This is a genomic window from Candidatus Phytoplasma crotalariae, from assembly GCF_030586865.1.
GTDB lineage: Bacteria > Bacillota_I > Bacilli_A > Acholeplasmatales > Acholeplasmataceae > Phytoplasma > Phytoplasma citri.
Window position 1 is genome coordinate 1 of the sequence record NZ_JAOSIR010000005.1, and the last position, 24,648, is coordinate 24,648.

Here is a 24,648-nt window from a genome sequence, read left to right on the forward strand (position 1 = left end):
TTGCCAAGATAGGGGTTTGCCCGGAATTATTTGTAGTAGAGAATTAGCTCAGCTGGGAGAGCATCTGCCTTACAAGCAGGAGGTCGGGGGTTCGATCCCCTCATTCTCTACCAAACCAAAAAAGCTTCCCTGTTATAATAATTGATATTTGTGCCAAAATAGCTCAATTGGTAGAGCAACTGACTTGTAAGGGCGAAAAAGAGGTCTGAATATTAAGTAATTTAACCAATTACACGTTTTTGTGATAATGAAACGGCAGCTGATATCTGGTTTTGAGAACGAAAGAACACAAAATTATAGCAAGATATCAAAGTGTATTGAGACGAATCAGTTTAGTTAATATGATTACGCGAGCTGATATGATTATGGATAATCTCTGAAACGAGACTAAGAGGAAAAGCGGAGTAATTCAGTCACTTATCGGTAAAACTGTATAAATCCCGATAAATCTGAGGCAATTTATACACGGATCTATTACAAGGTGTATAGATATTATCATTTACTTAACTCAGAACCCACCAATCTTTAATAATGTTGTATATTTATTTTTATAATTAATATAATCAACAAAAAAGTATTGGTTACCTCACCTAAAATCATAGGTAAATATTTAGAATAACTTTTATCATCCTAAACGAGAATAGCAATATTTTCGCAAGGAAAAAGCAGAATCATAGTAGTCGTGAGAAATTTAAGAATCAAGTTGGAATATTTGGTTAAACTGACTCACCAAGGAGCCAAGGAAAGCTTGGTACAAGGCGAAAGAGGAAATTTTTGTGAAGGTTTAGCAAATTTTTAAATAATGTTTTAGTTTTATTTAAAAATTATTGTTGTAAAATAATATTAAATGGATAAAGAGTTTTGATCTATCTAGATGGAGAAAAACTCAAGAAATTATAAATTTTTAGGCTAAATCAAATTATCACTTAAATAATCGCCGGATGCTGGGAAACTAGCTTGTCCGGTGGTGTGAGAGGCTTAATATAATAAATCTATTTTAAAAAAATGATTAAACGTGTTAATTCTATCTCGATTCAGTAGGTTGCGGGTTCGATTCCTGCTTTTGGCACCAAAATAAAAAAATGTCCCGTTAGCTCAGTTGGTAGAGCACTTGACTTTTAATCAAGGTGTCAAAGGTTCGAATCCTTTACGGGACACCATTTAATAATTATTATAATTAATTCACAAAATACAATACATTTTTGAGGGCCCGAATGGTGGAATAGGTAGACACGTGGGACTTAAAATCCCATGACTTTATGTCGTGCCGGTTCAAGTCCGGCTTTGGGTACCATAAAAAAAAGGGGTTTTAGCTCAGTTGGTAGAGCGCCTGTTTTGCACACAGGAGGTCAGCGGTTCGAATCCGCTAAGCTCCACCAAAAATTTTTGGAAATTTATTCAAACTAATAATGTTTTAAAGGCGGTATAGCTCAGTTGGCTAGAGCACTCGGTTCATACCCGTGAGGTCAGGGGTTCAAATCCCTTTACCGCTACCATTAAATTTGATATTTAATGATATGAGTATGGACCTGTAGCTCAGCTGGTCAGAGCCACCGGCTCATAACCGGTTGGTCGTAGGTTCGAATCCTACCGGGTCCACCAAAGTATATTTTGGAGGAATACCCAAGTCCGGTTGAAGGGGCCAGTCTTGAAAACTGGAAGGTCTACAAAGACGCGGGGGTTCAAATCCCTCTTCCTCCGCCAATTATTTGTATTATTTAAAGATCGCGGGATAGAGCAGTTTGGTAGCTCGTCGGGCTCATAATCCGAAGGTCGTAGGTTCGAATCCTACTCCCGCAACCAATGGTCCGATGGTGTAGTGGTTAACATGCTTGCCTGTCACGCAGGAGATCGCGGGTTCAATTCCCGTTCGGACCGCCAATTTTGGCTCTGTAGCTCAGTCGGTAGAGCAGTGGCCTGAAGAGCCTCGTGTCGGCAGTTCGATTCTGCCCGGAGCCGCCATAATAATTTTATTTTTGATTAGAAGAGAGTCTAAAATTAAATTTGAAGTCAAAAATATTTTTTTTGAATCAAAATAATAATAAATATTTATTTTGTAAATTTATATTATTTTTAGTTTCAATATTATTAATTATTAATATTAAATTTTTGTTTGTTAAAGCGATGGAAAAATCATCAGAACCTTTAGAAACTATTGAATTAACAACATTTTTGGATAAATCAGAACTTAAAAATTTTCCTAATTTAAAACCTTTTTTAGCTAATCAAAATGTCGATGAAACCGAAATATCTACAGATAATAATAAAGCTGAAATGGAAATTTCTCTATTATCTCATGACAAGTCTTTGCCTAATCAATTTTTTTTACTTAGTTGTAAACATGATTTAGGTTCTTTTTTTTCTAAACGAATGAGATTGTTTTATGCTTTAAAAAATGTTAGAACTGTTCCGTGTGCTTCTTTTTTTGAATGGTTTAATTTTAAACAAATTTTATTTGGTACTTTTGATGCTAATTTATCTAAGATAAATTGTTTATTTAAGTGTTTAAATTTATCAGGCATTAAAGAAGAATTTATCGATGATAAATATGAAAAAGTTTCGTTGGTAGCTTTAGATTTTTATCGTTTATTAAAAAAAAATCCTAATTTAGGTTATTTTTATTTACCTTCTCAAGATTTAGATAAAGCAATTTCTGTTAATATTTCGTTTTGTAATTGTCAAGTTAAAGGTTATTCGGTTTTAGAATTAATTCATGAAATTATTAATCTTAGAGATGAAAATTTTGATGTAGATAATTTCCGAAAACATTTAGTTATTTATATTCAACATTTAATGGAAATTTCTGATTCCGATGAAGAATCGATGAAAGTGTCTATTAATAAGTTATTAGAAAAAATTCATGAATTAAGTGATATTGATGAATTAGATCGTAATTTGTTATTTAATGTCTTATTAAGTTTTAGTCGCGTATTTATTCCAAGTCTTTTTGAAGTTAATTATTCGATTAATACTCAACGTATAAAACCTTTATATGAAATGAATTTGGATATTAAAAATGATGCAGGACATAAGACTTTAGGTTTTTTATTCAAGTTAGAAAAAAATGAACAATTAAGTGATTTTTATTTAAATTTTTATGAAATTTTTCAAGATGAAAATAATATTGAACAAATTAAACTTATTGATCATTTATTAATTTTAAGAACAGATAAAAAACAAAAAATTTTTTATAATTCTTTTTTTCATCATTTAAATATTAATGTTTTATATAATAAAACTTTATCAATACATAAAAAAGCTTTTTTTAATGCGCGTTTGGCTTGAGTAAATAATAAATAAAATTATAATTAATCGATGTTATTAATGTTAAAATGGTAGGTATTGAATGGATAATAACTTTAATTTGATTAGTTCTGATAGATTATCAGGTCATAATTTTTTAGTTTTTATAGAAATTGTTCGTGGTAGTAAAAAAAAATATGAATTAGATAAAGAAACTGGTTATTTAATTTTAGATCGTTATTTAAACACAGCTTTTGTTTATCCAGCTAATTATGGTTTTATTCCTTTAACTTTATGCGACGATAATGATCCTTTAGATGTTTTCGTTTTAACTCAAGAAATTTTAGATCCAATGACATTAGTTGAATGTCGTCCTATTGGGGTTATTCGTATGTTAGATAATGGTCAACAAGATGATAAAATTATTGCTGTTCCTGTAAAAGATTTGATGTTTCAAAAATATGTGAATTTATCAGATATACCAAAATTTTTATTATCAGAAATAGAACATTTTTTGTTACATTATAAAGATTTAGAACAGAAAGTTATTAAAATTCAACAAATAGAAGATTTTCAAGAAGCAGTATCCATTGTTGAAAAAGCCTTGTTAAAATATAGGAAAAGATAACAAAAGTAATTTGTTTATCTTTGATATTTATTTCTGAATAAAAATATATAAAAATTTTATTGAAATATTATTGATAATTTATATATAACGAATATATGGTTTCAAATATTGAATTTTGTATATAATAATATAAAAAAATATAAATTCATTTATATAATTTTTTTAATAATTGGAGATTTTTTGGTTAAATTTCGATAAGTGATATTTTTTAGGTATTTTATGAAACAAAAAATTATTTTTAATAAAAAAGCTAATTATGATTATTTTTTGGATAAAAAGTATTTGGCTGGTATTCAACTTTTAGGTAATGAAGTGAAATCTATTCGTTTAGGTCAAGTTCATTTAGATAATTCTTATGTTTGTTTTGATAATAATGAATTATTTGTGATTAATATGAAAATTACTAAATATTCTTGTAGTAATGATTTTGATTATATCAATAATAGAAAAAAGAAACTTTTACTTAAAAAAAAAGAAATTTTACAAATTAAAAATAAAATAAAAACTCATAGTTTTGTTTTAATTCCTGTTAAAATATTTAATCAACGTAATTTGTTTAAGTTAGAAATTGCTTTAGCTCGTGGTAAAAAAAAATATGATAAACGTCAAGATTTAAAACATAGAGACGAATTAATGTATACAAAAAAAATTTTAAAAGAATTTGTTTAAATTAATTAATTTGAAATAAAAAAATTTTATATAAAAAAATAAAAAAATTCAAAAACGTCAATTTTTGAATTTTTTTTGTTTTTTTGTTTTATTTTTTTATATAAATTATTTTAATTGTACAAATTCTTGACTTGGTTGGATTTGTGTTTTTTTACTAATTTTCAGTGTTAACAATCCGTTTTCTAATTTACCTTCAATATCTTTTACACTAGTTAAGTGTATAAAGTTATAATTAAAGGTGCGTTCTATTTTGCCATAAAATCTTTCTTGATATAATATTTCGCAATCAGAACAATTATCCATTGAGCAACAAAAATCATTTGAGGAATTGTTTTCTTTGGTAGAATCATTTTTATTTACAGATTGTGATTTTTTTGTTTGTGGACAACGATTATCTGCTTCAATAGTTAAACGGCCGTCATTAACGGAAATTTTCACTTGTTCTTTAGTAAAACCTGGTAAATCCATGATAAGTAAATAATAATCTTTGCAATCCCATAAATCAGATTTAGGTAATCTTTTATCTAAATCTAAAATTGTTGGAATAGATAATAAATCTTTAAGTATTGATGACATACTACCTTGTGTATCTCCTTATCATTAATTTTATAAATAAATTTCTTAATATAAACTTATATAATTAAATTTATTTATTTTAATAAATTTTTCATTTTTATTCTAACAAATTTTTTTCTTTAATTCAATAATAAATATCTAATGATGTTATAATAGGATATGTATACGTTGAAATATGTTTTTGTTAAATTTAAATTTAATATTTTCATTAGTATATTTTTTTTACTAAAAATAATCCTAGATAAAAAAATTAATTATATTTTTCTCTTTTATCTGGAGAGATATTTTTAATAAAATTTAATGATTTTATATAAATATTGAAACAAAAACTAATAAAAAACGAATGTTATTAATATATAATGTAGCATAGACGTTTTTTCAATTCGAAAAAAATTTTATAATTTTAATAATGAAAAAAATATTTAAATAATCTAAATTTAAAAAAGGAATTTATGTAAATGGCAAATATTAAACAACAAAAAAAAAGAATTATTACTAATAATAAACGTAGATTACGTAATAATGATTTCAAATCATCTACTAAAACTTATTTTAAGAAATTAAAAAATGCTAAAGATTTTCGTGAAGCTTCTGTATATTATAGTATAGTTTGCAAAAAATTAGATAAAGGTTTATCTAAAGGTATTTATGCAGGAAATTATGTAAACAGAAAAAAAAGAAATGCTGCTATTACTTTGAATAATATATCCATTAGTTAATTTATATCTTTGTTTATGAAAAAAAATTAAATTTTTATTAAAAAAAATTTATTTAATTAATCGATAGCACAAAGAGGTTTTATAAGTCGTGTTGGATATCAAATTTATACTTAAAAATATAGACCTAGTGAAGAATAAATTGAAAAATCGATTTGTTAATGAAGATTTATTGGACACATTAATTATTTTATATAAATCTAAAAATCAACTTTTACAAAAAATTGAAAGTATAAAATATTTTAAGAATCAATCTTCTCGTCTAAAAAGCAATAGATCATTGATTCATCAAAATTCAGAAAGTATTCTAGATGATAATACCCATCATGAAGAAAATTTAAACAAATTACAAAATAGTTTGAAGATAATTGAAGAAAAATTTAGGAATATTTTGTATTGCTTACCTAATATTCCTCACGAAAGTGTTCCAATGGGAGAGAGTGAAGCTGATAATATAGAGGTATATCGTTCTATTATTGAACCTCGTTGCTATGATTTTGTTATCAAAGATCATCTTCAATTAGGGGTAAGTTTGAATATTTTAGATTTTCAAAAAGCTTCTAAAATTGTTGGTAGTAAATTTGTCGTTTTAAAAGGATTAGGAGCTTGTTTGGAAAGATCTTTAATTAATTTTATGATAGATACTCATGTGTCTAATAAATATTTTGAAGTAATACCGCCTTTTATAGTGAATCAACAATCTATGTTCGCTACAGGTCAATTGCCTAAATTTTCTCAAGATGTTTTTAAATTACAATCAAATAAGTATAATTGGTATTTAAATCCGACAGCTGAAGTTCCTACTATTAATTTGCATCGTCAAGAAATTTTAGATATTAAAAAATTACCTATTAAATATGTTAGTTACACTACTTGTTTTCGCGAGGAAGCAGGATCTTCTGGTAAAAATACTAAAGGAATTTGGAGACAGAAACAATTTAATAAAGTTGAATTAATTCAATTTGTAGAACCAGAAACATCTTATATGGTTTTGGATAATATGTTAAAAGATGCTACTGTTATTTTAGATAAATTACAATTACCTTATCGTATTATGATGTTATCCACTGGTGATTTAGGTTTTAGTATGAGTAAAACTTATGATATCGAAGTATGGCTACCTAGTCAACAAAAGTATTGTGAAATAGCTTCTATTAGCAATGCGGAAGATTTTCAATCACGTAGAGCTAATATTAAGTTTAAAACGCATTTACAAGATAAAGGTAAATTGGTACATACTTTAAATGGTTCGGCTTTAGCTATAGGTAGAACCATGGCAGCGATTTTAGAAAATTACCAAAATCAAGATGGTAATGTTATTGTGCCTACAGTTTTACAAAAATATTTAGGAACAGATATAATTAAAAATTAATTATTATTAAAAATCATTCTTGAGACATAATATAAAAATTTTATAAAAAAGGAATAATAAATTATGATCGATTTTTACAAAAAATATTTTCAACATATTACTATTTGGCATTTAATAGGTCTTATAGGATTTTTGGGAGTAATTATGTCTATGCATAATATATTTGACCAAATTATGAAACAACCTAATCATGTTATGGAATTGATAAATGTTTTAGAAAATCCGAAAAAGAATGTTCAAATTAAAGAAATTAAACCAAAAATAGTTCGTAGTATACCGGCTTTATATGATTTACAAGTTAAAATGTTAGATACTTCTGATAATATTGTAGGTAAAGAAAAAATAATCACCTATTATTCTGTATCTGACAAAATTTATCACAAAATTATCGATATCATTGCAGACAAGTCTCAAAATGATTCTTCTTATCAAAAAATTTTAGATAATCCTCATACAGATCCTCCTTATTTAGGATTTGGTCCTTTAGTTGATGCTATTGGTTTTATTTTGCCATTAATTAGTTGTTATTTATTATATTCTTTATTCAAATCTACTACTAATAAATTTTTTGAACAAATGGGCGAAAAATATATTGGTAAAAAAGATCAAGTCGATTTACTAAGCAATATTACTTTTAAAAATATAGCTGGATTTTCTGAAGAGAAAATTGAGATGCAAGAAATTATTGATTTTCTTAAATATCCACAAAAATATAAAGATATGGGGGCCCGTATCCCTAAAGGGGTTTTATTATCTGGACCTCCTGGTACTGGAAAAACTTTATTAGCTAAGGCTGTAGCAGGAGAAGCGGGAGTAGCTTTTTTTGCGACTTCTGGATCGGAATTTGTGGAAAAATATGTAGGAGTAGGGGCTTCTCGTGTGCGTAATTTATTTCAAAAAGCTGCTCAGCATTCTCCTTGTATTATTTTTATTGATGAAGTAGAAAGTTTAGCTCATAAAAGGGGTACTCGTAGTCATCATTCAGAACACGATAATACTTTAAATCAATTATTAGTAGAATTGGATGGTTTTAACTCGAATACAGAAATTATTGTTATAGCTGCTACTAATAAACCCGAACTGTTGGATTCAGCGATTTTAAGACCTGGTAGATTTGATCGTCGTTTTACTATTAATTTACCAAGCGCAAGAGATCGTAGAGCTATTTTAGAATTACATGCTAAAAATAAACGTTTTAGTCCAGAAGTTAATTTAAATGAAATTGCTGAAGAAACTATTGGTTTTAGCGGAGCTCAATTAGAAGGAGTTTTAAATGAATCTGCTTTATTAGCGGTACGTCGTCGTAGTTTAACTATAGAACCTCAAGATGTTAATGAGGCTATTGATCGTATATTAATTGGCTCTACACGTAAAAAAGATTTTTTATCTAAAAAAGAAAAAACATTAGTGGCATATCATGAAGCGGGTCATGGTGTTTTAGCTGTTGTTTTAGATAATATCGAAAAAGTTCGTAAAATTACTATTATTCCAAGAGGTTCTGTTGGTGGATATAATATTATTTCTCCTGATAGCGAAAGTTCTAATTTTAAGTCAAGAAAAAAATTAATTATTGATATTGCGATTTCTTTAGGTGGTCGAGCTGCAGAAGAAATTTTTTTAGATGATATTTCTAACGGAGCATATGCTGATTTCGATCATGTTAGTCACATTGCTAGAACAATGGTAATTAAATATGGGATGAGTAAAGTAGGTTTAGTTCAATTTAGCCAATCTGAAAGAAATTTTTCAGATTCTAAGGCTTCGGAGATAGATTTAGAAGTGAAAAATATTATTAATGAATGTTATCAATTAGCTAAAACAACTCTTTTAAAGCATAAAAATTTTGTAAACAATTTGGTTCAATATTTATTAAAAATAGAAACTTTAGTCACTAAAGATGTTGCAGAGATATATTTAACAGGTAAATTGAGTTGGTTTGATCAAGAACAAAATGAAAATTTAGGGCATTTACAAAATCAAAATGATACTCCTGGAGAAATATCTCATGATGCATTTAATGAAAATGTAGATGATTTATCAAATCAAAATGACACTAATGATACTCTTGGAGAATCTTCTAATGATAAATTCAATAATTCTGATGTTATCAATAATAATGAATCTTCTGATAATATTTCTGATAATAAAAAAACTGAAAATGAAGATTTATCGAAAAAATCTAATAATTAAGAATAATATTTATTATAAATTAATGTTAGATTTATATAAATATAATTAAGAATTTATTATTTTTAGGACTTAGGTTTTATGATCAAAAAATTTATTGTGGAAACAAAATTTAATGGAGTTCGTTTAGATGATTTTGTTACTATTAAAATTGGGTTGACTAAAAATCAAGTTCAAAAATTAATTGCTCATTATCAAGTGTTAGTGAATAATACTTTAGTTAAAAAGAGCAATCTTTTAAAGAGTCAAGATATAGTCACAATAAATTTATCTACATTAATTGAAAAATCTGATTTTTTATCTCCTATTAATTTGAATTTAGAAATTATTTATGAAGATCAATATTTAGCTGTTATTAATAAACCTGCTAATTTGATAGTTCATCCTTCAGTTAGTTTTCGTGGTGTTACTTTAATTAATGGTTTATTGTATCAACTTAAAGATTTTATTAAAATGCCTTTGAGCGAACGCATGGGCATTATTCATCGTTTAGATAAAGATACTACAGGTTTGATTTTAGTAGGTAAAACAATAGAAGTGGTTGAGAAAATGCAACAATTATTACAAAATAAAGGTATTATACGAATATATTATGCTTTAATTGAAGGTTTTTTAGATCAAGCAGGTACTATAATTTTGCCTATTAAAAGAGATCATCGTAATCCTTTGAAAATGTCTGTGGCCTCTCAAGGTAAAATAGCTATTACACACTTTACTACTTTAAAAAAAATTAATAATTATTCTCTTTTGGAAATTCAACTAGAAACAGGACGTACTCATCAAATTCGTGTGCATTTAAGTTATTTAAAACATCCTATTATAGGGGATAATTTATATAATTCCAAAAAATATTCGGTTTCGTCTCAACTTTTACACGCAAAAAAATTATATTTTAATCATCCTTGGACAGGAAAAAGATTACAATTTGATATTCCTTTGCCTCAAAAATTTAAGGAATTTATTCAGTTTTTAGAGTAATTTTTTATTGAAGAATTAATTATATTTAAACTATCCTGATAGAGGATATTTTAAATATAATTTTCTTTTTTTCAAATATAATATTAACTTTAATATTAAATTTAAATGATTTTTTCAAAAAAAATTAGGAGAATTTTTTTATGTATTTGCAAAAATTGCAAACCCAAATCACTAATATTTTAAATGCCAAATTTAATATTAAGTCTATAGTAAAATATTATGATAAAGATTTATTGTGGGATTTTTATTTGCCTTTATTTATCTATCAGAAACAATGGAATAATGATTTATCAAAGATCTTTAATGATTTTAAAAAAATTTTATTAAATTTAACAGAAGTATCAGAAGTTCAATTTGCTAATGGTTTTTTAAATATTAGATTACAAAGAGGTTTCATTAGTCAACAAATTTTAAGTTCCATTTATAAATTATCTGAAAATTATGCTCAAAAATCGATTAACAATCAGGTGGTTATTTTAGATTATTCTTCTCCTAATATTGCGAAAAATTTTTCTATTGGTCATTTACGTTCTACTATTATTGGTAATGCTTTAAAAAATATTTATCGTAAGTTAGGTTTTATAACTATTGGTATTAATCATTTAGGCGATTGGGGGACTCAATTTGGCCAAATGATTTTAGCTTATCAAAAATGGGGTAAAAAAGATTTGCTTTTGAATAATCCTATTGATGAATTGCAAAAACTTTATATTTTGTTTCATAAACGAGCACAAACTAATAATATTCTCCATTCGGAAGCTAAAAATATTTTTAAAAAATTAGAAGAAAAAGATGAACAAATATTTAAATTATGGCGTTTTTTTCGGCGTATTTCTTTAAAAGAATTTCGAAAAATTTATAAATTATTGGGTATTTCATTTGATTTTTATATAGGGGAATCTTTTTATCACCAAAAAGCTTTGCGCTTAGTTAAAAATTTATATCAACAAAAATTAATTATTGTTGATCAAAAAGCCTATATTTTTCCTTTAAAAGATATACCTTCAGCTTTAATTCAAAAAGATAACGGTAGTACTCTTTATTTAACGAGAGATATGGCTTGTTTACTATATCGTGCTCAAAAATTTCATTTTCAGAAAATGTTATATGTGGTAGGTAATGAACAAAAATTACATTATCAACAATTAATTGCAATTATGAAACAAATGGGATATGATTTTGATATTCAACATGTTAATTTTGGTTTAATTTGTTTAAATAAAATCAAAATTTCTACTCGAAAACATCAAGATTATAAATTAATAGATATTATTAATCATGCTCGAAATAAGATTGAAAAAATTATTGCAAATAGAAATAACAATTTATCAAAAAAAAATATAACTAAAATAGCAGAAAAAATTGCTATTGGTGCTATTTTTTTTAATGATTTAAAAAACGATCGTCATTTAAATATTGATTTTAATTTAGAAAAGATGATTAAGTTTGAAGGAAACACAGGGCCTTATTTACAATATACTTTGGTACGTTTAAAGTCGATTATTTCTAAAATAAAATGTAATATTGAATTCAATAAATTGAATTGGTTATTTTTAAATAATTATTTCCAAAAAGATTATTATTTTATTATTGTTAAATTGTTAGATGATTTTCCTGGGATTTTAGAAAAAATTATTCAAAATAATATGCCTAGTCTTTTGGCTCGTTATTTATTGAAATTATCTCAACATACTAATCATTTATATGAAAAAGAAAAAATTTTAACTTCTAAAATAGAGTTACAACAAGGTCTCATTTTATTAATCAAAAGTATTTGTATAGTTTTGGAGGAAGGATTAAAATTATTAGGAATTCCTATTGTAGTAAAGATGTGAATTTATTATGATAATATAAAATTACGTTTTAAATAATGAAAAAAGCATTTTATATAAATAAATTGTTTATAAATGTTTTATCTTTTATTTTTTATAACATAATAATAATTACAAAGTGACAAAAAGTTTTATTTTATAAATATGAATTCAAAAAACCTATATAAATATATTATTATATTGTTTATATTATAAAATAATTGATATAATAATTAATATTTTGTTGTTAAATATTTGAAAATTTTTGGAAGGAATAGAAGTGGTTATAGAAAGAATATGATTTTTATTTTAATTAGTATTTTATTAGGAAGTTTAGGTATATTTTTATTGATGAATTTTCGCATTATACAAAATAAAAAAATTTTTACTTTAATAATAAGCGTTTTTATAGTAATTATGTTATTAATTATTATAAAACATTATCAAAAAAATAGAAATAATTTCAATGAACAAAATAAACATATTTTGACTTTAGGTTCAACAGTTCCGGTACAAGAAGGTTTTGGGATCTTGGGACAAGGAGCTAATACGGTTGTTAATAGTTATATTAGGAATTTATTACATGAATATTTAATCAAAGGATATTGTTTTCAAGAAAATAAGGTTTTAAAACATGAATATAAATCTTGTCTTTTAACTGCTATGCCAGAAAAAATAACAGAAGGTAAATTTACAGGATATTATCAATGTTGTTTATCTTCGGGTATTAAATTTCATAATGGGCGTGTATTGAATAATCGAGATGTTCTTAATAATGTTCTGTATGATAAACAAACGGGTGGTGAACACTCGAATTTTATTGAAGATATTAAAATAGACAATAATGATATAAATCGTTTTTTTATTCTTTTTAAAGACAATTCAGATCCATTAAATTATCAAAATTATTATCACTTAAGTAAAATACCTATTGTTCTCTTTGAAAGCGATAATAATCCTAATCGTCGAATTGGTTTAGGTCCTTTTCAGTTAAAATATTTTGATAATAATAATATTCAATTAGATCGTTTTATGGATTATTATAGAAAAGATGATTATAGCGATAGCAATATTGAACAAATCAAATTTTCTTGTGTTCCGGATCCTCAAACTATTAATATGCATCTTAAAAAAGGAGATATCGATATATCTTTTCTTGTTCTTGATAAAATTTCATCTAAAGATTTATCTCGATCTTCTGATTTAAAAATTATAAAACCAGAAACATTAGCTATAACATATTTGTTTTTAAATTGTCAAAAATTATCACTTGAAGAACGTAACAACATTGTCGAAACATTATCTTCGGCTAAAAAACAACAATTTTTAGAACAATTAGGCGAAGATCCAGAGCGTTATCAAGTAGTTAATAGTATGTCAGATTCGCGTATAATAGGTTATTTAGAGGCACCTAATTTTGATAATTCGGTTGTAAGTCGAAATCTTAATAATAGTAAAGAAATAAGTTTTTTCAGCATTAATCCGACATCTCCTATTTCTTATCGTTATGCTAGTCGTATAACTGATTTTTTGAAAAAAGAAGGTTTTAATATTAAGCATGAAATTAGAGAATTGAATGAATTGGTAAATCAAGGAGAAAAAGGCGATTTCGATATGTTAATGATTTCAGAAAGTTTAGAAGATATTACTCCTTATTATATTCTTAATCATTTTTTTGGTCCTAAAGAAAAAGGAGGATATATGCGTTGGCATCAATTATCAGATAACGAAGAAATTGTTCAAGGTTTAAATAATTTAAAATTGAATACTAATGACCCCGATTATGATCAGCAAGTTCGTAATTTTCATCAATTATTATTCCGTCAATATGCTATTATTCCTTTGTATTGCCAAAAATATTCTGAAATAGCTATGCGTAAAAATATAGAAAATTTTAATATTAATATACTCGGGGAACTAGATATAACTAAATTACGTAAAATTTAAATTCACTACATTTTTTAAATAAAAATTTTTTATAATTTTAAAAAAATTATGTGATAGATTAAAGGAGAAAGCTTGGATTAAATGTTTTTTCACAAGTATTTTGTCAAAAAATTATTTTATGTCGGATTAATTTTTTTAATTGTTGCGATATTAATTTTTAGTGCTATGAAATTTTTTTCAGATCCTGTTATATCTTTGTTAGGTTATAAAAGTACTTTTCAACAACGAGAACAATTAAGAATTCAATTAGGGTTAGATAAAACTTTTTTAGAACAATTTTGGAGTTATATTTCTAAGATCATTTTTAAATGGGATTTTGGTCAGTCTTATGCGTATCCTCAAATGTCAGCTTTAAGTTTATTTATAAAATCTTTCAAAATTACTTTTACAATAACTTGTGTAAGTTGTTTAATAGCTTCAGTAATAGGAATTTTTTTAGGTTATTTAGCCGCTATAAATTTCAAAAGTAAAATAGATTATATTTTGATTTTTACCTCTATTTTATTTATTTCTATGCCCAGTTTTATTATTGGTTTTTTATTGCAATATTTTTTAGCTTTTTATTTGAATTTATTACCTATTTCAGGATTAGATCAAATTAAATCATGGATTTTGCCTATTATCTCTTTAAGTTTAGTAGCAGTTTTTTCAATTTTCCGTATTGCTCGTGTCACTTTAATATCTGTTTCGGAACAACCTTTTGTTATAGCTGCTAGAGCGAAAGGTTTGTCTAATAAAAGAATTTGGTTTAAACATATATTAAAAAATTCTTTAGTTCCCATTCTTACTCATGTAAGTTTAATTTTTAATTTTATGTTAAGTGGCGCTATCGTTTTAGAAAGTATTTTCAATTTAAATGGTTTAGGCTTATTAATGTTTAATTCTTTTAATCAAAGAGATCTTCCTGTTTTGCAATGTTGCGTAATAATTTTATCTTTAGTTATTAGTTTGATTGGAATTTTAGTTGAATTGTTATGTTGTTTTATTGATCCTACTTTTATTAAAAAATAATTTTTTTCGGTTCAAAATTATAAGGAGGTATGTTTTATTATTCCAAAAAAAATATTTTATTTTTTAAATTTTTTATATAAGAAAAATAAAATTTTATTAGTGGGTTTGATTTTATTATTTTGTTTATTAATGATCACTTTTATTCTTCCTATGGTTATTCCGAATAAAACATCTATGTGGAATTCGTTGTATGAATCTTTTTTAGAGCCTGGATCTTATCATTGGATCGGAACAGATTCTTTAGGTCATGATGTTTTTGCTTATTTACTTAGAGGAACTATAACATCTTTATATATAGCTTGTATCTCTGTTTCTATTAGTTTTGTGATAGGAGGAATTTTAGGAATTTTAGGTGGTTATTTTTCGGGTTTTTGGGATATGATAACAAATTTTATTTGCGATTATTTAATTGTTTTTCCAGATTTTATTTTAGCATTTCTAATTATGTTTTTTTTAAAAACTGGAATTTATCAATTAATTATGGTTTTATCTATTTGTTATTTGCCAACATTTATTAAAAATATTAAAAATGCTACGATTAAAATATCTAGTCAAGATTTTGTGAAAAATGCTTTAGCTTTAGGAGCCAGTCATAGTTATATTATCCGGAAACATATTTTTCCTCATTTATTAACTACTTTATTGATTAGAGTAGTTTTAAGTTTAAGTAGTGTTATTTTAGTAGCTTCTTCTTTTGGTTTTATTGGAATTGGTTTAGATAATTCTATTCCGGAATGGGGGATGTTGTTGAGTCTTAATAAAACTTATATTTATAGCTATCCGAGATTATTCTTTTTTCCAATGATGTTTATTATTTTTACTAATTTAGCTTTTAATTTTATAGCAGAAGGTATTAATGAATTTATTGAATAATTGATTTGTATGGCGATAAAATTTATCTTTGTTCGAAGAAAGAGGTATAAATAATGGATATAACCAAATCCAAAATTTTATTTAAAGTTGAAAATTTGCATAAATCTTTTAAGGTTAATAAAAAAATTTTCCAAGCCAATTACAATATTAATTTATCTATTTTTAAACAAGAAACTTTAAGTATTATCGGTGAATCAGGTTCAGGAAAATCTACTTTAGGCCAATTAATTATACAATTACAAAAAAATAATCACGGTAATGTTTGGTATTTTCCCGAAGAGGATTTAAATATTAATTTAAGTATTTTAAAGCCTAGTCAAATTAAAAGGTGGCGTCCTGATTTACAAATTATTTTTCAAAATTCTTTTTCAGCTTTAAATCCTAAATTTAAAGTGCGTGATATTATTGGCGAAGGTTTGATAATTCATCAAAAAGTTTCGGGTTATAAAGATCCTAGGTATCATCAACAGATTATAGATATTATGCAAAAATGCGGATTATCTTTAGAATTGATGGAACGTTATCCGGCCGAATTAAGCGGAGGCCAAAGACAAAGAGTTAATATAGCTAAAACATTAATTTTAAAACCAAAATTTGTAGTTTGTGATGAAATTGTTTCTGCATTAGATGTAACTGTGCAAAAACAAATTTTAGATCTTTTAAATGATTTTAAAACTAAATATAAAGTAACTTATTTATTTATTTCTCATGATTTAGGAGTGGCTCAATATATTAGCGATAGAATTGGAGTAATGTATCAAGGTCAATTAGTAGAATTAGCTCCTACACAAGAAATTTTTCAAAAACCTATACATTTTTATACTAAATCATTATTAAACGCTATTCCTCGTATTCCTTATTACGAAACGCAATGTTAAAATATTTAAAATTCTTTGTAATAATGGTTATGCAACGAATAATTTAAAATAGATATTCGTAAATTTAAAAGTTACAAGATAATTTTATTAATGAAATTTAAAAAAAATTTAATTAAATTAAACAAGTTTAAAACATGATTAAAGTATATTTGAGTTATTGATATTGATTATTGTAATTTTTTATTGTTAAAGGATGAGATAATATGAATTTGTTGCAAGTAAAAAATTTACATACTTATTTTCAATCTGAAAATTCTTTAGTGAAAGCGGTTCGAGGAGTTAATTTTGAATTAAAAGAACAAGAAACTCTTGCTATTATAGGTGAATCTGGTTCCGGAAAAAGTCAAATTGCTTTATCAATTTTAAAACTTTTACACAAGAATCAAAAAATCGTTCAAGGACAAATTATTTTTAATCAAGAAGTAATATCTAATTTCAATGAACACCAGATGCGTAAAATTCGTGGTCAAGAAATTAGTATTATTTTTCAAGATCCTGTTTCCAGTTTAAATCCTTTGTTAAAAATAAAAACACAAATGTTTGAAATTTTAAAATTACGCAAGGGATTATATGGTAAACAGGCTTTTCTTCAGTCTATACAATTATTAAAGCAGGTAGAGATTTCTGATCCTTATAAAGTTTTAGAATCTTATCCATATCAATTATCCGGAGGATTATGCCAAAGAATATCTATAGCCATTTCTTTGATTTGTCATCCGAAATTGTTAATTGCAGATGAACCTACTACTGCTATAGATGTTATATCTCAACAAGAAATTTTGAATTTAATTAAAGATATGCAAAGAAAATATAATATGTCTATGATTTTTATTACACATGATTTAAGTATTGTTGCTTCTTTAGTTGAAAATATTATTGTTTTATATAAGGGTATGATTGTTGAAAAGGCTCCTTGTAAAAAAATTTTTAGTAATCCTATACATCCTTATACTAAAAAATTATTAAATGATTTTTTATTAACTAGTATTTATCGTTCTCGTATTCAACCTAATAAAAATTTTTATGATGCTGAAAATGAAGTTTTTGATTTTCGTAATTTTAAAAAATATGCAGAACCAGATTTAGATTTATACCAAGTATCTGATGAACATTTTATTAGTTGTACTTTAAAAAAATAATTTTTTATTGTAATCGAGCTTTATATCAAAAATTTTAATTTATTATTTAGCGAATTAATAAAGGTAATATTTATAATGTTAATTTGTAAAAAAATTAATAAATTTTTTAAACTTAAAAAAGATCTTATTTTTGCCTTAAAAGACATTAATATATCTTTACCGTTAAAAGGTTTAGTTTTTATTGTAGGAAAATCTGGTAGTGGTAAAACTACTTTGATGAATATATTAGGTGGTTTGGAGAAAATTTCCGATGGAGATATTATGTTTAACCATAAATCTTTTCGGAATTTTAGTGAAAGTGATTTCGATAATTATAGAAATCAATCAGTTGGTTTTATTTTTCAACATTTTAATTTAATTGATGATTTGACAGTATCTCAAAATATATCAATTGCTTTAGAATTGCAAGGTAAAAAAGTTAATGATAAAAATATTAATAATCTTCTACATGAGGTAGATTTAGCTGGTTTTGGGTCGCGTCATGTTAATGAATTATCAGGGGGCCAAAAACAACGAGTAGCTATCGCAAGAGCTATGATTAAGGAACCTGATTTTTTAATAGCTGACGAACCGACAGGTGCTTTAGATAGTGTCACTGGAGAACAAATATTAAAGTTGTTTTCAAGAATTGCTAAACAAAAATTAATCATTTTGGTTTCGCATAATTTAGAAATGGCTCATAAATATGCAGATCGTATTATTGAATTACAAGATGGTCAGATTATTAAAGATCAAATAAAAAAGTCTAACAATTTTTTTACAGATATTTCCTATTTTGATATAAATAATAAAGAATTAATAAATAGTAAAATTTATTTATGTAAGAAAAAAAATTCTAAGTTTTTTTCAAAATTATCTTTTCGTATGGCTTGGAATAATATAAAAAATAAACCTATTTCATTATTTTTTAATATTTTATTAACAACTTCTTTTTTTGCTTTATTAGGTTTTTTCTCAGTAATGTATTTTTTTAAATCTTCGTATACTATTAAATCAATGTTTCAAAATCATCCTGAAAAAAATTTTGTTTTTTCTAAAAATTTCGATTTTAATCGATATTTCAACAAATTTTCGACTATGTCATCGATGACTTTGGATGAATTCAATTTATTGAAGCAAAAAAATCCGAAAGTTCATTTACAACCTATGATAAGTTTTGAATTTTTTAATGAAATAGTTGATTTGATAGAAACATCGGAAAATGAAAAATTTTGGAGCGCAATTGGTTATCACAAACCATTAAATTTTAACAAAAATAAAATTTATATTTCTCGCAATGTTTACGAATTTTTACAATCTTATAAGAAGTCACCAGATTTCCAATATATTTCTCATGATTTGGAACTATTATTGTCATTATTAAAAGAAAAATTAGCAGAATCTATTGTAATCGAAATGATAGATGATCAATATATCCCTCGTATCAAATATTATAATAATTTGAATCAAGATTATCAGAAATCACAATTAAAAGGGGAAACTAGTTTTTTGAATTCTATAAAAATTGCGTTTTTAGAATTATATTATTCAGTTGAAAAGTATTTTGGTAATCAAAATGTAGTTTTATTACCTAAAGAAGTAATAAATAAATTTATAACTCCGGATTTTATGAAAAAAGGTTATAATGAAAATCAAACTTTGAAGTTTTGTAAAATAATAGGTTGTCTCCAAGATTTATCTAAAAAAGAAATAAATGATTTTGTCGATAATTATTATCATTTGTATAAAATAAAAAATCAAGATTTCACAATATCAATATCTCAAACTCCGTTTATAAATTTATTTAATTTTTTGGAAACAGATCTAAAAAAATCGATTTTACTATTTATTGTTATAGTGTCAGTTGTGTTAGCTATTTTTGCTGGGATTATGATAATTATTTTTACTAATAATTCTATTAAGCTAAGATACAAAGATATAGGAATTTTAAGAGCTATTGGAGCTGGTAAAATGTATATTTTATCTATTTTTTTAATAGAAATGGTGATTTTCTTTTTAATTAATTTGAGTTTAGCTTTAATTTTGATTAAATTCTTTTTATTTAAAATAAATAGTTGGTTTATTTCCTATTTATCTGTCCCTTTTTTAATGTCAAACCTAAAAACTTATATATGTGTTTTTGTTTTAGGATTGATATTTTATATCTTAGTTACTTTTATACAAATTATAAAAATTACTATTAAGAAACCTATTGATATTATTAATTCGAGATAGATAATCTTGTGTATAATTATTAGAAAACTATTTTATAAAATTTTATAAATTATTTTTATTTATTGTAAAAAACAATCGAATTATAAAAATATTCACAAAAAAAAGAAAATTTAGGTTGACATTTTGTTAAAGATCATACATTATTATTATTGGTGATTTTTCATTAAATTAACGCACTAAATCCCCCCCCAATGTATTAATTAAAAATAATTAAATAATTAAAATCGTTTTTTAATTTTTTCAATAATTAAAATAAATATTTGAATTTTACATTTATAAATAAATTCTAATATAAACAGGAGCGATTAAGTGATTAATAATCAAGAGTTGGCGTTAAAATTGCACGCACAAAAAAAAGGTAAGTTAGCTACAGTATCTAAAGTAGAAGTGAATAATTTAAAAGAATTGGCTCTCGTTTATACTCCAGGAGTAGCAGAGCCATGTTTAAAAATTAAAGAAAATCCTGAAGATGTTTATAAATATACTTCTAAAGGTAATAATGTTGCAGTTATTAGTAATGGAACAGCAGTATTAGGATTAGGCAATATTGGCGCTTTGGCCTCTATTCCGGTAATGGAAGGTAAAGCTGTTTTATTGAAGAAATTTGCTAATATTGATTCGTATCCTATTTGCGTAGATTCTGAAGATCCTGAAGAAATGATTAATATTATTAGTAAAATTTCTTCTGTATTTGGTGCTATTAATTTGGAAGATATTAAATCTCCTGAGTGTTTTGAGATTGAAGAAAAGTTAAAACAAAAATTATCGATCCCTGTTTTTCATGATGATCAACATGGTACAGCTATCGCTGTTACTGCTGGATTAATTAATGCTTTAAAAGTTGTTCATAAAAAGATGTCTGAAATCGAAATAGTTATTTTAGGAGCAGGAGCAGCAGGTACAGCTATTGCGAAATTGTTATTATTATTAAAACCTAAAAATATTGTTTTAGTAGATAAACATGGAGCAATTAATTCTCAAGATTTAGAATTATTAAATGTAAGTCAACAAAAATTAGCTAAAATAACTAATTTTTATAATGAGACCGGTACTTTAAATGAAATTATTAAAAACAAAGATGTTTTTATTGGAGTTTCTAAATCTAATTTATTAACTTCTGATATGGTTGCTAGTATGAATAAAGATGCTATTGTTTTTGCTTTGGCTAATCCAGTACCAGAAATTATGCCATCAGAAGCTAAGAAAGGTAATGCTCGCATTGTAGCGACAGGTCGTTCAGATTTTCCTAATCAAATTAATAATTTATTAGTTTTTCCAGGGATTTTTCGTGGAGCTTTAGATAGTAAAGTGACTCAAATTACAGAAGAAATGAAATTAGCTGCAGTTTATGCTTTAGCAGCTGTTATTCCGGAATCTCAATTGAATGAAGAAAATATTTTACCTTCTATTTTTAATCCTGAATGTACACAAGCTATTGTTAAAGCTATAGCGAAAGTGAATAATATTTCTTAAAATAATAAATTTTATAAAATTAAATTTTGTATTATTTTATATTTGGTAGAAAGGAAATTGTTTTTTATGCAAGGATTATTAATTTTACAAAATGGTTTCGAAGATTGCGAAGCTTTGGCAACAAGAGCTTTATTAAAAAACAATGGTGTTGATGTTACTACTTTTACATTTAATGATTCATTAGATGTGGTTTCTGCATCGGAATTAAGATTGAAAGCTGATATTTCTAAAAATGTTACTTATGAGAAATATGATTTTTTAATTATACCAGGCGGTTCTTATGTACAAAATGTTATAGAAAATGAACATGATTCTTTACAAAAAATATTAAATATAATTAAAATATTTTCAGATTCTAATAAAATTATTGCAGCTATATGCGCAGCTCCTGCATTTTTGGGAAAATTAAATTTATTCAAAAACCATTCTTTTACTTGTTTTCCTGGATATGAAAATTATATTAAAGAAGGGACATATTGTCCTGATAAAATGACAGTTGTAAGTGGAAATTTTATCACTTCTCAATCTCCTTGGACAGTTTTAGATTTTGCTAATGTTTTATTAAAAACATTCAACAAATAATAAATAAAAATTAATATTCTTAATTTCAACAATATATTTATTTGATTATTTTAAAATAATTTGAATAAAAAAATAGGAAGCAGTCTTTTATATATGAATATAAATAGTTCTATTAATGATTCAATTTTTCATTCTCATAAAAAACCTAAATTAAAAATTTTAGGTTTTTCGATTGAGTTTGCTTTACTTTTATTGATTATTTCTATAATGCATATTTGGATATCTTATGATTCTACCAAAGGACAATTTAATTCATCTTGGCATAATTTAATTTCAGTTCTCTTGTTTACTATGATTTTTGCTGAAATATTAAAAGTAATAGGTAAAAAAATACCCATATTAAAAGATATGGGTGGAGGAGCAATTTTTTGTTTATTATTACCAGCTTTTTTATTTAATTATAATTTTTTTCCTCGTAATTTGGAAACGTCATTAATGCAATTTCAAAGTGCATTTCGCGAAAGAATATCTTTTTTTAATAAAAATAGTAATATAGGTTTTTCTGAATTTTTTGTTGCTTCATTGGTTTGCGGTAGTCTTTTAAGTATTGATAAATTTATTTTAAAAAAAAATGGTCCTAAATTTTTATTTTTGGTTATTTTATCTTTAATTTGTTCTGGATTAGTAACAGGAATTTTAGGCATTTTTTTAAAACCTATTGGTGGTATAGATAGCGTTCCTGGCAGCCATCGTAATAGTTTTTTAGATGCTATATTTTTTATTTTTGTTCCTATTTCGTGTGGCGGTTTAACATGCGGAATTATTCCTTTGATAAAAGTGTTTTCACAAGGAATAGTTCGTTTCGAAGATGCTTTTAAAAACCACATTATTACTTCTTTGTTAATTGGTGGTATTTTAAGTGTTATGTTTGGTGGTTTAATTAAAAAATTTTTTGGTAATTCGGAATATAGTAGTCCTGATGGTGAGTTAGATAAAAATATAAATAAATTAAATACTGATAAATTTAATCATCTCGAAAATGAAAAAAAAGATAATAACTCAAATTTAAGTTTTTTAAATATGAAAATGGGTTTATTGATTATTTTTGCTTTGTATGCTTTAAGTAGTATTTGCAGAAGTTTATTATTGAAATTATGGTCATCTGCTAATTTAGAAAAATATGTACCTCCTACTATTATTTTTTTAGTTATTTTAGTTTTATTAATTAAGTTTTTTGATTTGATTTCGGATAATTATATTCAATATATTAATCAAGCCTCTAAATTTATTACTCAATCGTTTTCATCTTGTATTTTAGTAGTTGTCGGTATTAACATTAATATTTTAATGATTATTAATCGAATTTCTAATTTATCGTTTTTGTTTACTTGTATTATTTGCGTTTTAACTACTGCTTTAACATCGGCTATAATTGGTAATAAAATGGGTTATTATCCGGTTCAAGCTTCAATTGCTGCTGGACTTTGTGCTAATAGCATTGGTGGTGCAGGTAATTTAGCTATTTTGGAAGCTTCTGATTCTTTAGAATTATCTCCTTATGCGCAAATATCTACTCGTCTTGGTGGAGATTTAACAGTAATTGTAGCTAGTATTTTTTTTCCATTATTTTACTTTATCAATTGATAAATGTTATCTATTGGTAGATTTTTTCAAAAAAATTTGGAATATTTAACTAAATTAGCTCTTCTTGCTAGGGCGCCAAAGAGGCCTAAATTTCGTGCTATCTAACCAATAGCCAGAGCCGATAAACTCTGAAAGGAGATGGTCGGTTTAGCAAACGAAAGGATGCCGAATTATAGCAGACCATAAAAGCGGGTTGCGACGAAAGCAAATTAGTCAAGATGATTCCGCCACCAAATAATTCTATGGAGAAGCCTGAGATGGCCTAAGAAGGAAAATTGATGTAATAAGATAACCTGTCTAGTAAGTTGCTCAAACGGACAGTCCAGAGTCTACTAATATATATAGCAAATATTGGGTAGTTTATCAGATAAAGAAACCTGGAATCAGCCTCTCAAGAAGAGGGTACTTCCCCTAAGGAATTAAGGTCGAAATTTAGGGTAACTTGGAGAATCCTAACACCAAGTAATGAAATTTACTAATCCGGAAATAAAAGCCCGGATGGTCAAGGATAAAGCATCTTTTTAGTAGTCGTAAGGGTAAACCTAAATTTGGAATAATTTAGTTAATCGCCTTACCGAGAAGAGAGTTAACGACTCTTATAGGGCGAAAGAAGATAGTAATTTATTATTTATTCAATGGCATCAAGAGAGGGGTTGATATATTATGTCAACAACTGTTTCACTCGAAACTAAACTTTCGCGAACATAGAATATCGTTCATCAAATGGTTGCTCCCTAAAAAGAGAATTACAGCAGGGAATGAATAAC

The 24,648-nt window shown here is 25.5% G+C and carries 18 protein-coding genes and 10 tRNA genes; 27 read left to right on the forward strand and 1 reads right to left on the reverse strand.

The window, feature by feature from the left end:
- Nucleotides 1-37 precede the first annotated feature (37 nt).
- From OC683_RS00565 to smpB, 13 genes are all read left to right on the forward strand, one after another.
- Nucleotides 38-113 (forward strand) — tRNA-Val (locus OC683_RS00565).
- 971 nt (nt 114-1,084) lie between these two features.
- A tRNA-Lys gene (locus OC683_RS00570) sits at nt 1,085-1,160 on the forward strand.
- A 48-nt stretch (nt 1,161-1,208) separates the two neighbouring features.
- Nucleotides 1,209-1,294: transfer RNA gene (locus tag OC683_RS00575), tRNA-Leu, on the forward strand.
- A 9-nt stretch (nt 1,295-1,303) separates the two neighbouring features.
- Nucleotides 1,304-1,379, forward strand: a tRNA-Ala gene (locus tag OC683_RS00580).
- Nucleotides 1,380-1,419: 40 nt separating this feature from the next.
- Nucleotides 1,420-1,496, forward strand: a tRNA-Met gene (locus OC683_RS00585).
- Between the two features lie 29 nt (nt 1,497-1,525).
- Nucleotides 1,526-1,602: transfer RNA gene (locus OC683_RS00590), tRNA-Ile, on the forward strand.
- An 11-nt stretch (nt 1,603-1,613) separates the two neighbouring features.
- Nucleotides 1,614-1,704: transfer RNA gene (locus tag OC683_RS00595), tRNA-Ser, on the forward strand.
- 22 nt (nt 1,705-1,726) lie between these two features.
- A tRNA-Met gene (locus tag OC683_RS00600) sits at nt 1,727-1,803 on the forward strand.
- A gap of 2 nt (nt 1,804-1,805) precedes the next feature.
- Nucleotides 1,806-1,881: transfer RNA gene (locus OC683_RS00605), tRNA-Asp, on the forward strand.
- A 5-nt stretch (nt 1,882-1,886) separates the two neighbouring features.
- Nucleotides 1,887-1,962, forward strand: a tRNA-Phe gene (locus OC683_RS00610).
- Nucleotides 1,963-2,004: 42 nt separating this feature from the next.
- On the forward strand, nt 2,005-3,285 hold the full coding sequence (locus OC683_RS00615; protein WP_304514632.1) for a hypothetical protein: 1,281 nt from the start codon (nt 2,005-2,007) through the stop codon (nt 3,283-3,285).
- Nucleotides 3,286-3,346: 61 nt separating this feature from the next.
- A complete protein-coding gene (locus OC683_RS00620; RefSeq protein WP_304514633.1) occupies nt 3,347-3,871 on the forward strand; it encodes an inorganic diphosphatase in 525 nt (174 codons plus the stop codon).
- Between the two features lie 219 nt (nt 3,872-4,090).
- Nucleotides 4,091-4,540: an SsrA-binding protein SmpB gene (gene smpB / locus OC683_RS00625; protein WP_304514634.1), complete on the forward strand. Its 450-nt coding sequence runs from the start codon at nt 4,091-4,093 to the stop codon at nt 4,538-4,540.
- A 105-nt stretch (nt 4,541-4,645) separates the two neighbouring features.
- Here smpB and OC683_RS00630 read toward each other — a convergent pair whose 3' ends face one another.
- On the reverse strand, nt 4,646-5,116 hold the full coding sequence (locus OC683_RS00630) for an Hsp20/alpha crystallin family protein (RefSeq protein WP_304514635.1): 471 nt from the start codon (nt 5,114-5,116) through the stop codon (nt 4,646-4,648).
- Between the two features lie 458 nt (nt 5,117-5,574).
- Here OC683_RS00630 and rpsT point away from each other — a divergent pair, with 458 nt between their 5' ends.
- From rpsT to OC683_RS00700, 14 genes are all read left to right on the forward strand, one after another.
- Complete coding sequence (rpsT, locus tag OC683_RS00635) at nt 5,575-5,835, forward strand: 30S ribosomal protein S20 (protein WP_304514636.1); 261 nt, start codon at nt 5,575-5,577, stop codon at nt 5,833-5,835.
- An 88-nt stretch (nt 5,836-5,923) separates the two neighbouring features.
- Nucleotides 5,924-7,204, forward strand: a complete 1,281-nt coding sequence (gene serS / locus OC683_RS00640; RefSeq protein ID WP_304514637.1) for a serine--tRNA ligase — start codon at nt 5,924-5,926, stop codon at nt 7,202-7,204.
- Between the two features lie 63 nt (nt 7,205-7,267).
- On the forward strand, nt 7,268-9,394 hold the full coding sequence (locus OC683_RS00645) for an ATP-dependent metallopeptidase FtsH/Yme1/Tma family protein (RefSeq protein WP_304514638.1): 2,127 nt from the start codon (nt 7,268-7,270) through the stop codon (nt 9,392-9,394).
- A 78-nt stretch (nt 9,395-9,472) separates the two neighbouring features.
- Nucleotides 9,473-10,369 carry an RluA family pseudouridine synthase gene (locus tag OC683_RS00650; RefSeq protein WP_304514639.1) on the forward strand — a complete coding sequence of 299 codons (897 nt, stop codon included), beginning with the start codon at nt 9,473-9,475 and terminating at the stop codon, nt 10,367-10,369.
- A gap of 140 nt (nt 10,370-10,509) precedes the next feature.
- Nucleotides 10,510-12,204: an arginine--tRNA ligase gene (argS, locus tag OC683_RS00655; RefSeq protein WP_304514640.1), complete on the forward strand. Its 1,695-nt coding sequence runs from the start codon at nt 10,510-10,512 to the stop codon at nt 12,202-12,204.
- A gap of 273 nt (nt 12,205-12,477) precedes the next feature.
- Complete coding sequence (locus tag OC683_RS00660; protein ID WP_304514641.1) at nt 12,478-14,127, forward strand: ABC transporter substrate-binding protein; 1,650 nt, start codon at nt 12,478-12,480, stop codon at nt 14,125-14,127.
- Nucleotides 14,128-14,208: 81 nt separating this feature from the next.
- The gene (locus OC683_RS00665; RefSeq protein WP_304514642.1) at nt 14,209-15,138 is read left to right on the forward strand and encodes an ABC transporter permease; all 930 of its coding nucleotides are present in this window, start codon (nt 14,209-14,211) and stop codon (nt 15,136-15,138) included.
- 129 nt (nt 15,139-15,267) lie between these two features.
- Complete coding sequence (locus OC683_RS00670) at nt 15,268-16,011, forward strand: ABC transporter permease (protein ID WP_304514643.1); 744 nt, start codon at nt 15,268-15,270, stop codon at nt 16,009-16,011.
- 53 nt (nt 16,012-16,064) lie between these two features.
- Nucleotides 16,065-16,889: an ABC transporter ATP-binding protein gene (locus OC683_RS00675; RefSeq protein WP_304514644.1), complete on the forward strand. Its 825-nt coding sequence runs from the start codon at nt 16,065-16,067 to the stop codon at nt 16,887-16,889.
- Between the two features lie 203 nt (nt 16,890-17,092).
- On the forward strand, nt 17,093-18,028 hold the full coding sequence (locus tag OC683_RS00680; protein WP_304514645.1) for an ABC transporter ATP-binding protein: 936 nt from the start codon (nt 17,093-17,095) through the stop codon (nt 18,026-18,028).
- A gap of 75 nt (nt 18,029-18,103) precedes the next feature.
- Nucleotides 18,104-20,242 (forward strand): ABC transporter ATP-binding protein/permease, encoded by a 2,139-nt coding sequence (locus tag OC683_RS00685; RefSeq protein ID WP_304514646.1) that lies wholly within the window; start codon nt 18,104-18,106, stop codon nt 20,240-20,242.
- Between the two features lie 312 nt (nt 20,243-20,554).
- Nucleotides 20,555-21,715: an NAD(P)-dependent malic enzyme gene (locus OC683_RS00690; RefSeq protein WP_304514649.1), complete on the forward strand. Its 1,161-nt coding sequence runs from the start codon at nt 20,555-20,557 to the stop codon at nt 21,713-21,715.
- A 66-nt stretch (nt 21,716-21,781) separates the two neighbouring features.
- Nucleotides 21,782-22,297, forward strand: a complete 516-nt coding sequence (locus OC683_RS00695; protein ID WP_304514647.1) for a DJ-1/PfpI family protein — start codon at nt 21,782-21,784, stop codon at nt 22,295-22,297.
- A 93-nt stretch (nt 22,298-22,390) separates the two neighbouring features.
- Entirely contained in the window at nt 22,391-23,881 is a 1,491-nt protein-coding gene (locus tag OC683_RS00700; RefSeq protein WP_304514648.1) for a 2-hydroxycarboxylate transporter family protein, read from the forward strand.
- Nucleotides 23,882-24,648 lie beyond the last annotated feature (767 nt).

Coding starts and splice junctions, on each gene's coding strand:
- OC683_RS00620 (WP_304514633.1), top strand. CDS start 3,347: ATGGATAATAACTTTAATTTGATTAGTTCTGATAGATTATCAGGTCAT.
- smpB (WP_304514634.1), top strand. CDS start 4,091: ATGAAACAAAAAATTATTTTTAATAAAAAAGCTAATTATGATTATTTT.
- OC683_RS00630 (WP_304514635.1), bottom strand. CDS start 5,116: ATGTCATCAATACTTAAAGATTTATTATCTATTCCAACAATTTTAGAT.
- rpsT (WP_304514636.1), top strand. CDS start 5,575: ATGGCAAATATTAAACAACAAAAAAAAAGAATTATTACTAATAATAAA.
- OC683_RS00645 (WP_304514638.1), top strand. CDS start 7,268: ATGATCGATTTTTACAAAAAATATTTTCAACATATTACTATTTGGCAT.
- OC683_RS00650 (WP_304514639.1), top strand. CDS start 9,473: ATGATCAAAAAATTTATTGTGGAAACAAAATTTAATGGAGTTCGTTTA.
- argS (WP_304514640.1), top strand. CDS start 10,510: ATGTATTTGCAAAAATTGCAAACCCAAATCACTAATATTTTAAATGCC.
- OC683_RS00660 (WP_304514641.1), top strand. CDS start 12,478: ATGATTTTTATTTTAATTAGTATTTTATTAGGAAGTTTAGGTATATTT.
- OC683_RS00665 (WP_304514642.1), top strand. CDS start 14,209: ATGTTTTTTCACAAGTATTTTGTCAAAAAATTATTTTATGTCGGATTA.
- OC683_RS00670 (WP_304514643.1), top strand. CDS start 15,268: ATGATCACTTTTATTCTTCCTATGGTTATTCCGAATAAAACATCTATG.
- OC683_RS00675 (WP_304514644.1), top strand. CDS start 16,065: ATGGATATAACCAAATCCAAAATTTTATTTAAAGTTGAAAATTTGCAT.
- OC683_RS00680 (WP_304514645.1), top strand. CDS start 17,093: ATGAATTTGTTGCAAGTAAAAAATTTACATACTTATTTTCAATCTGAA.
- OC683_RS00685 (WP_304514646.1), top strand. CDS start 18,104: ATGTTAATTTGTAAAAAAATTAATAAATTTTTTAAACTTAAAAAAGAT.
- OC683_RS00695 (WP_304514647.1), top strand. CDS start 21,782: ATGCAAGGATTATTAATTTTACAAAATGGTTTCGAAGATTGCGAAGCT.
- OC683_RS00700 (WP_304514648.1), top strand. CDS start 22,391: ATGAATATAAATAGTTCTATTAATGATTCAATTTTTCATTCTCATAAA.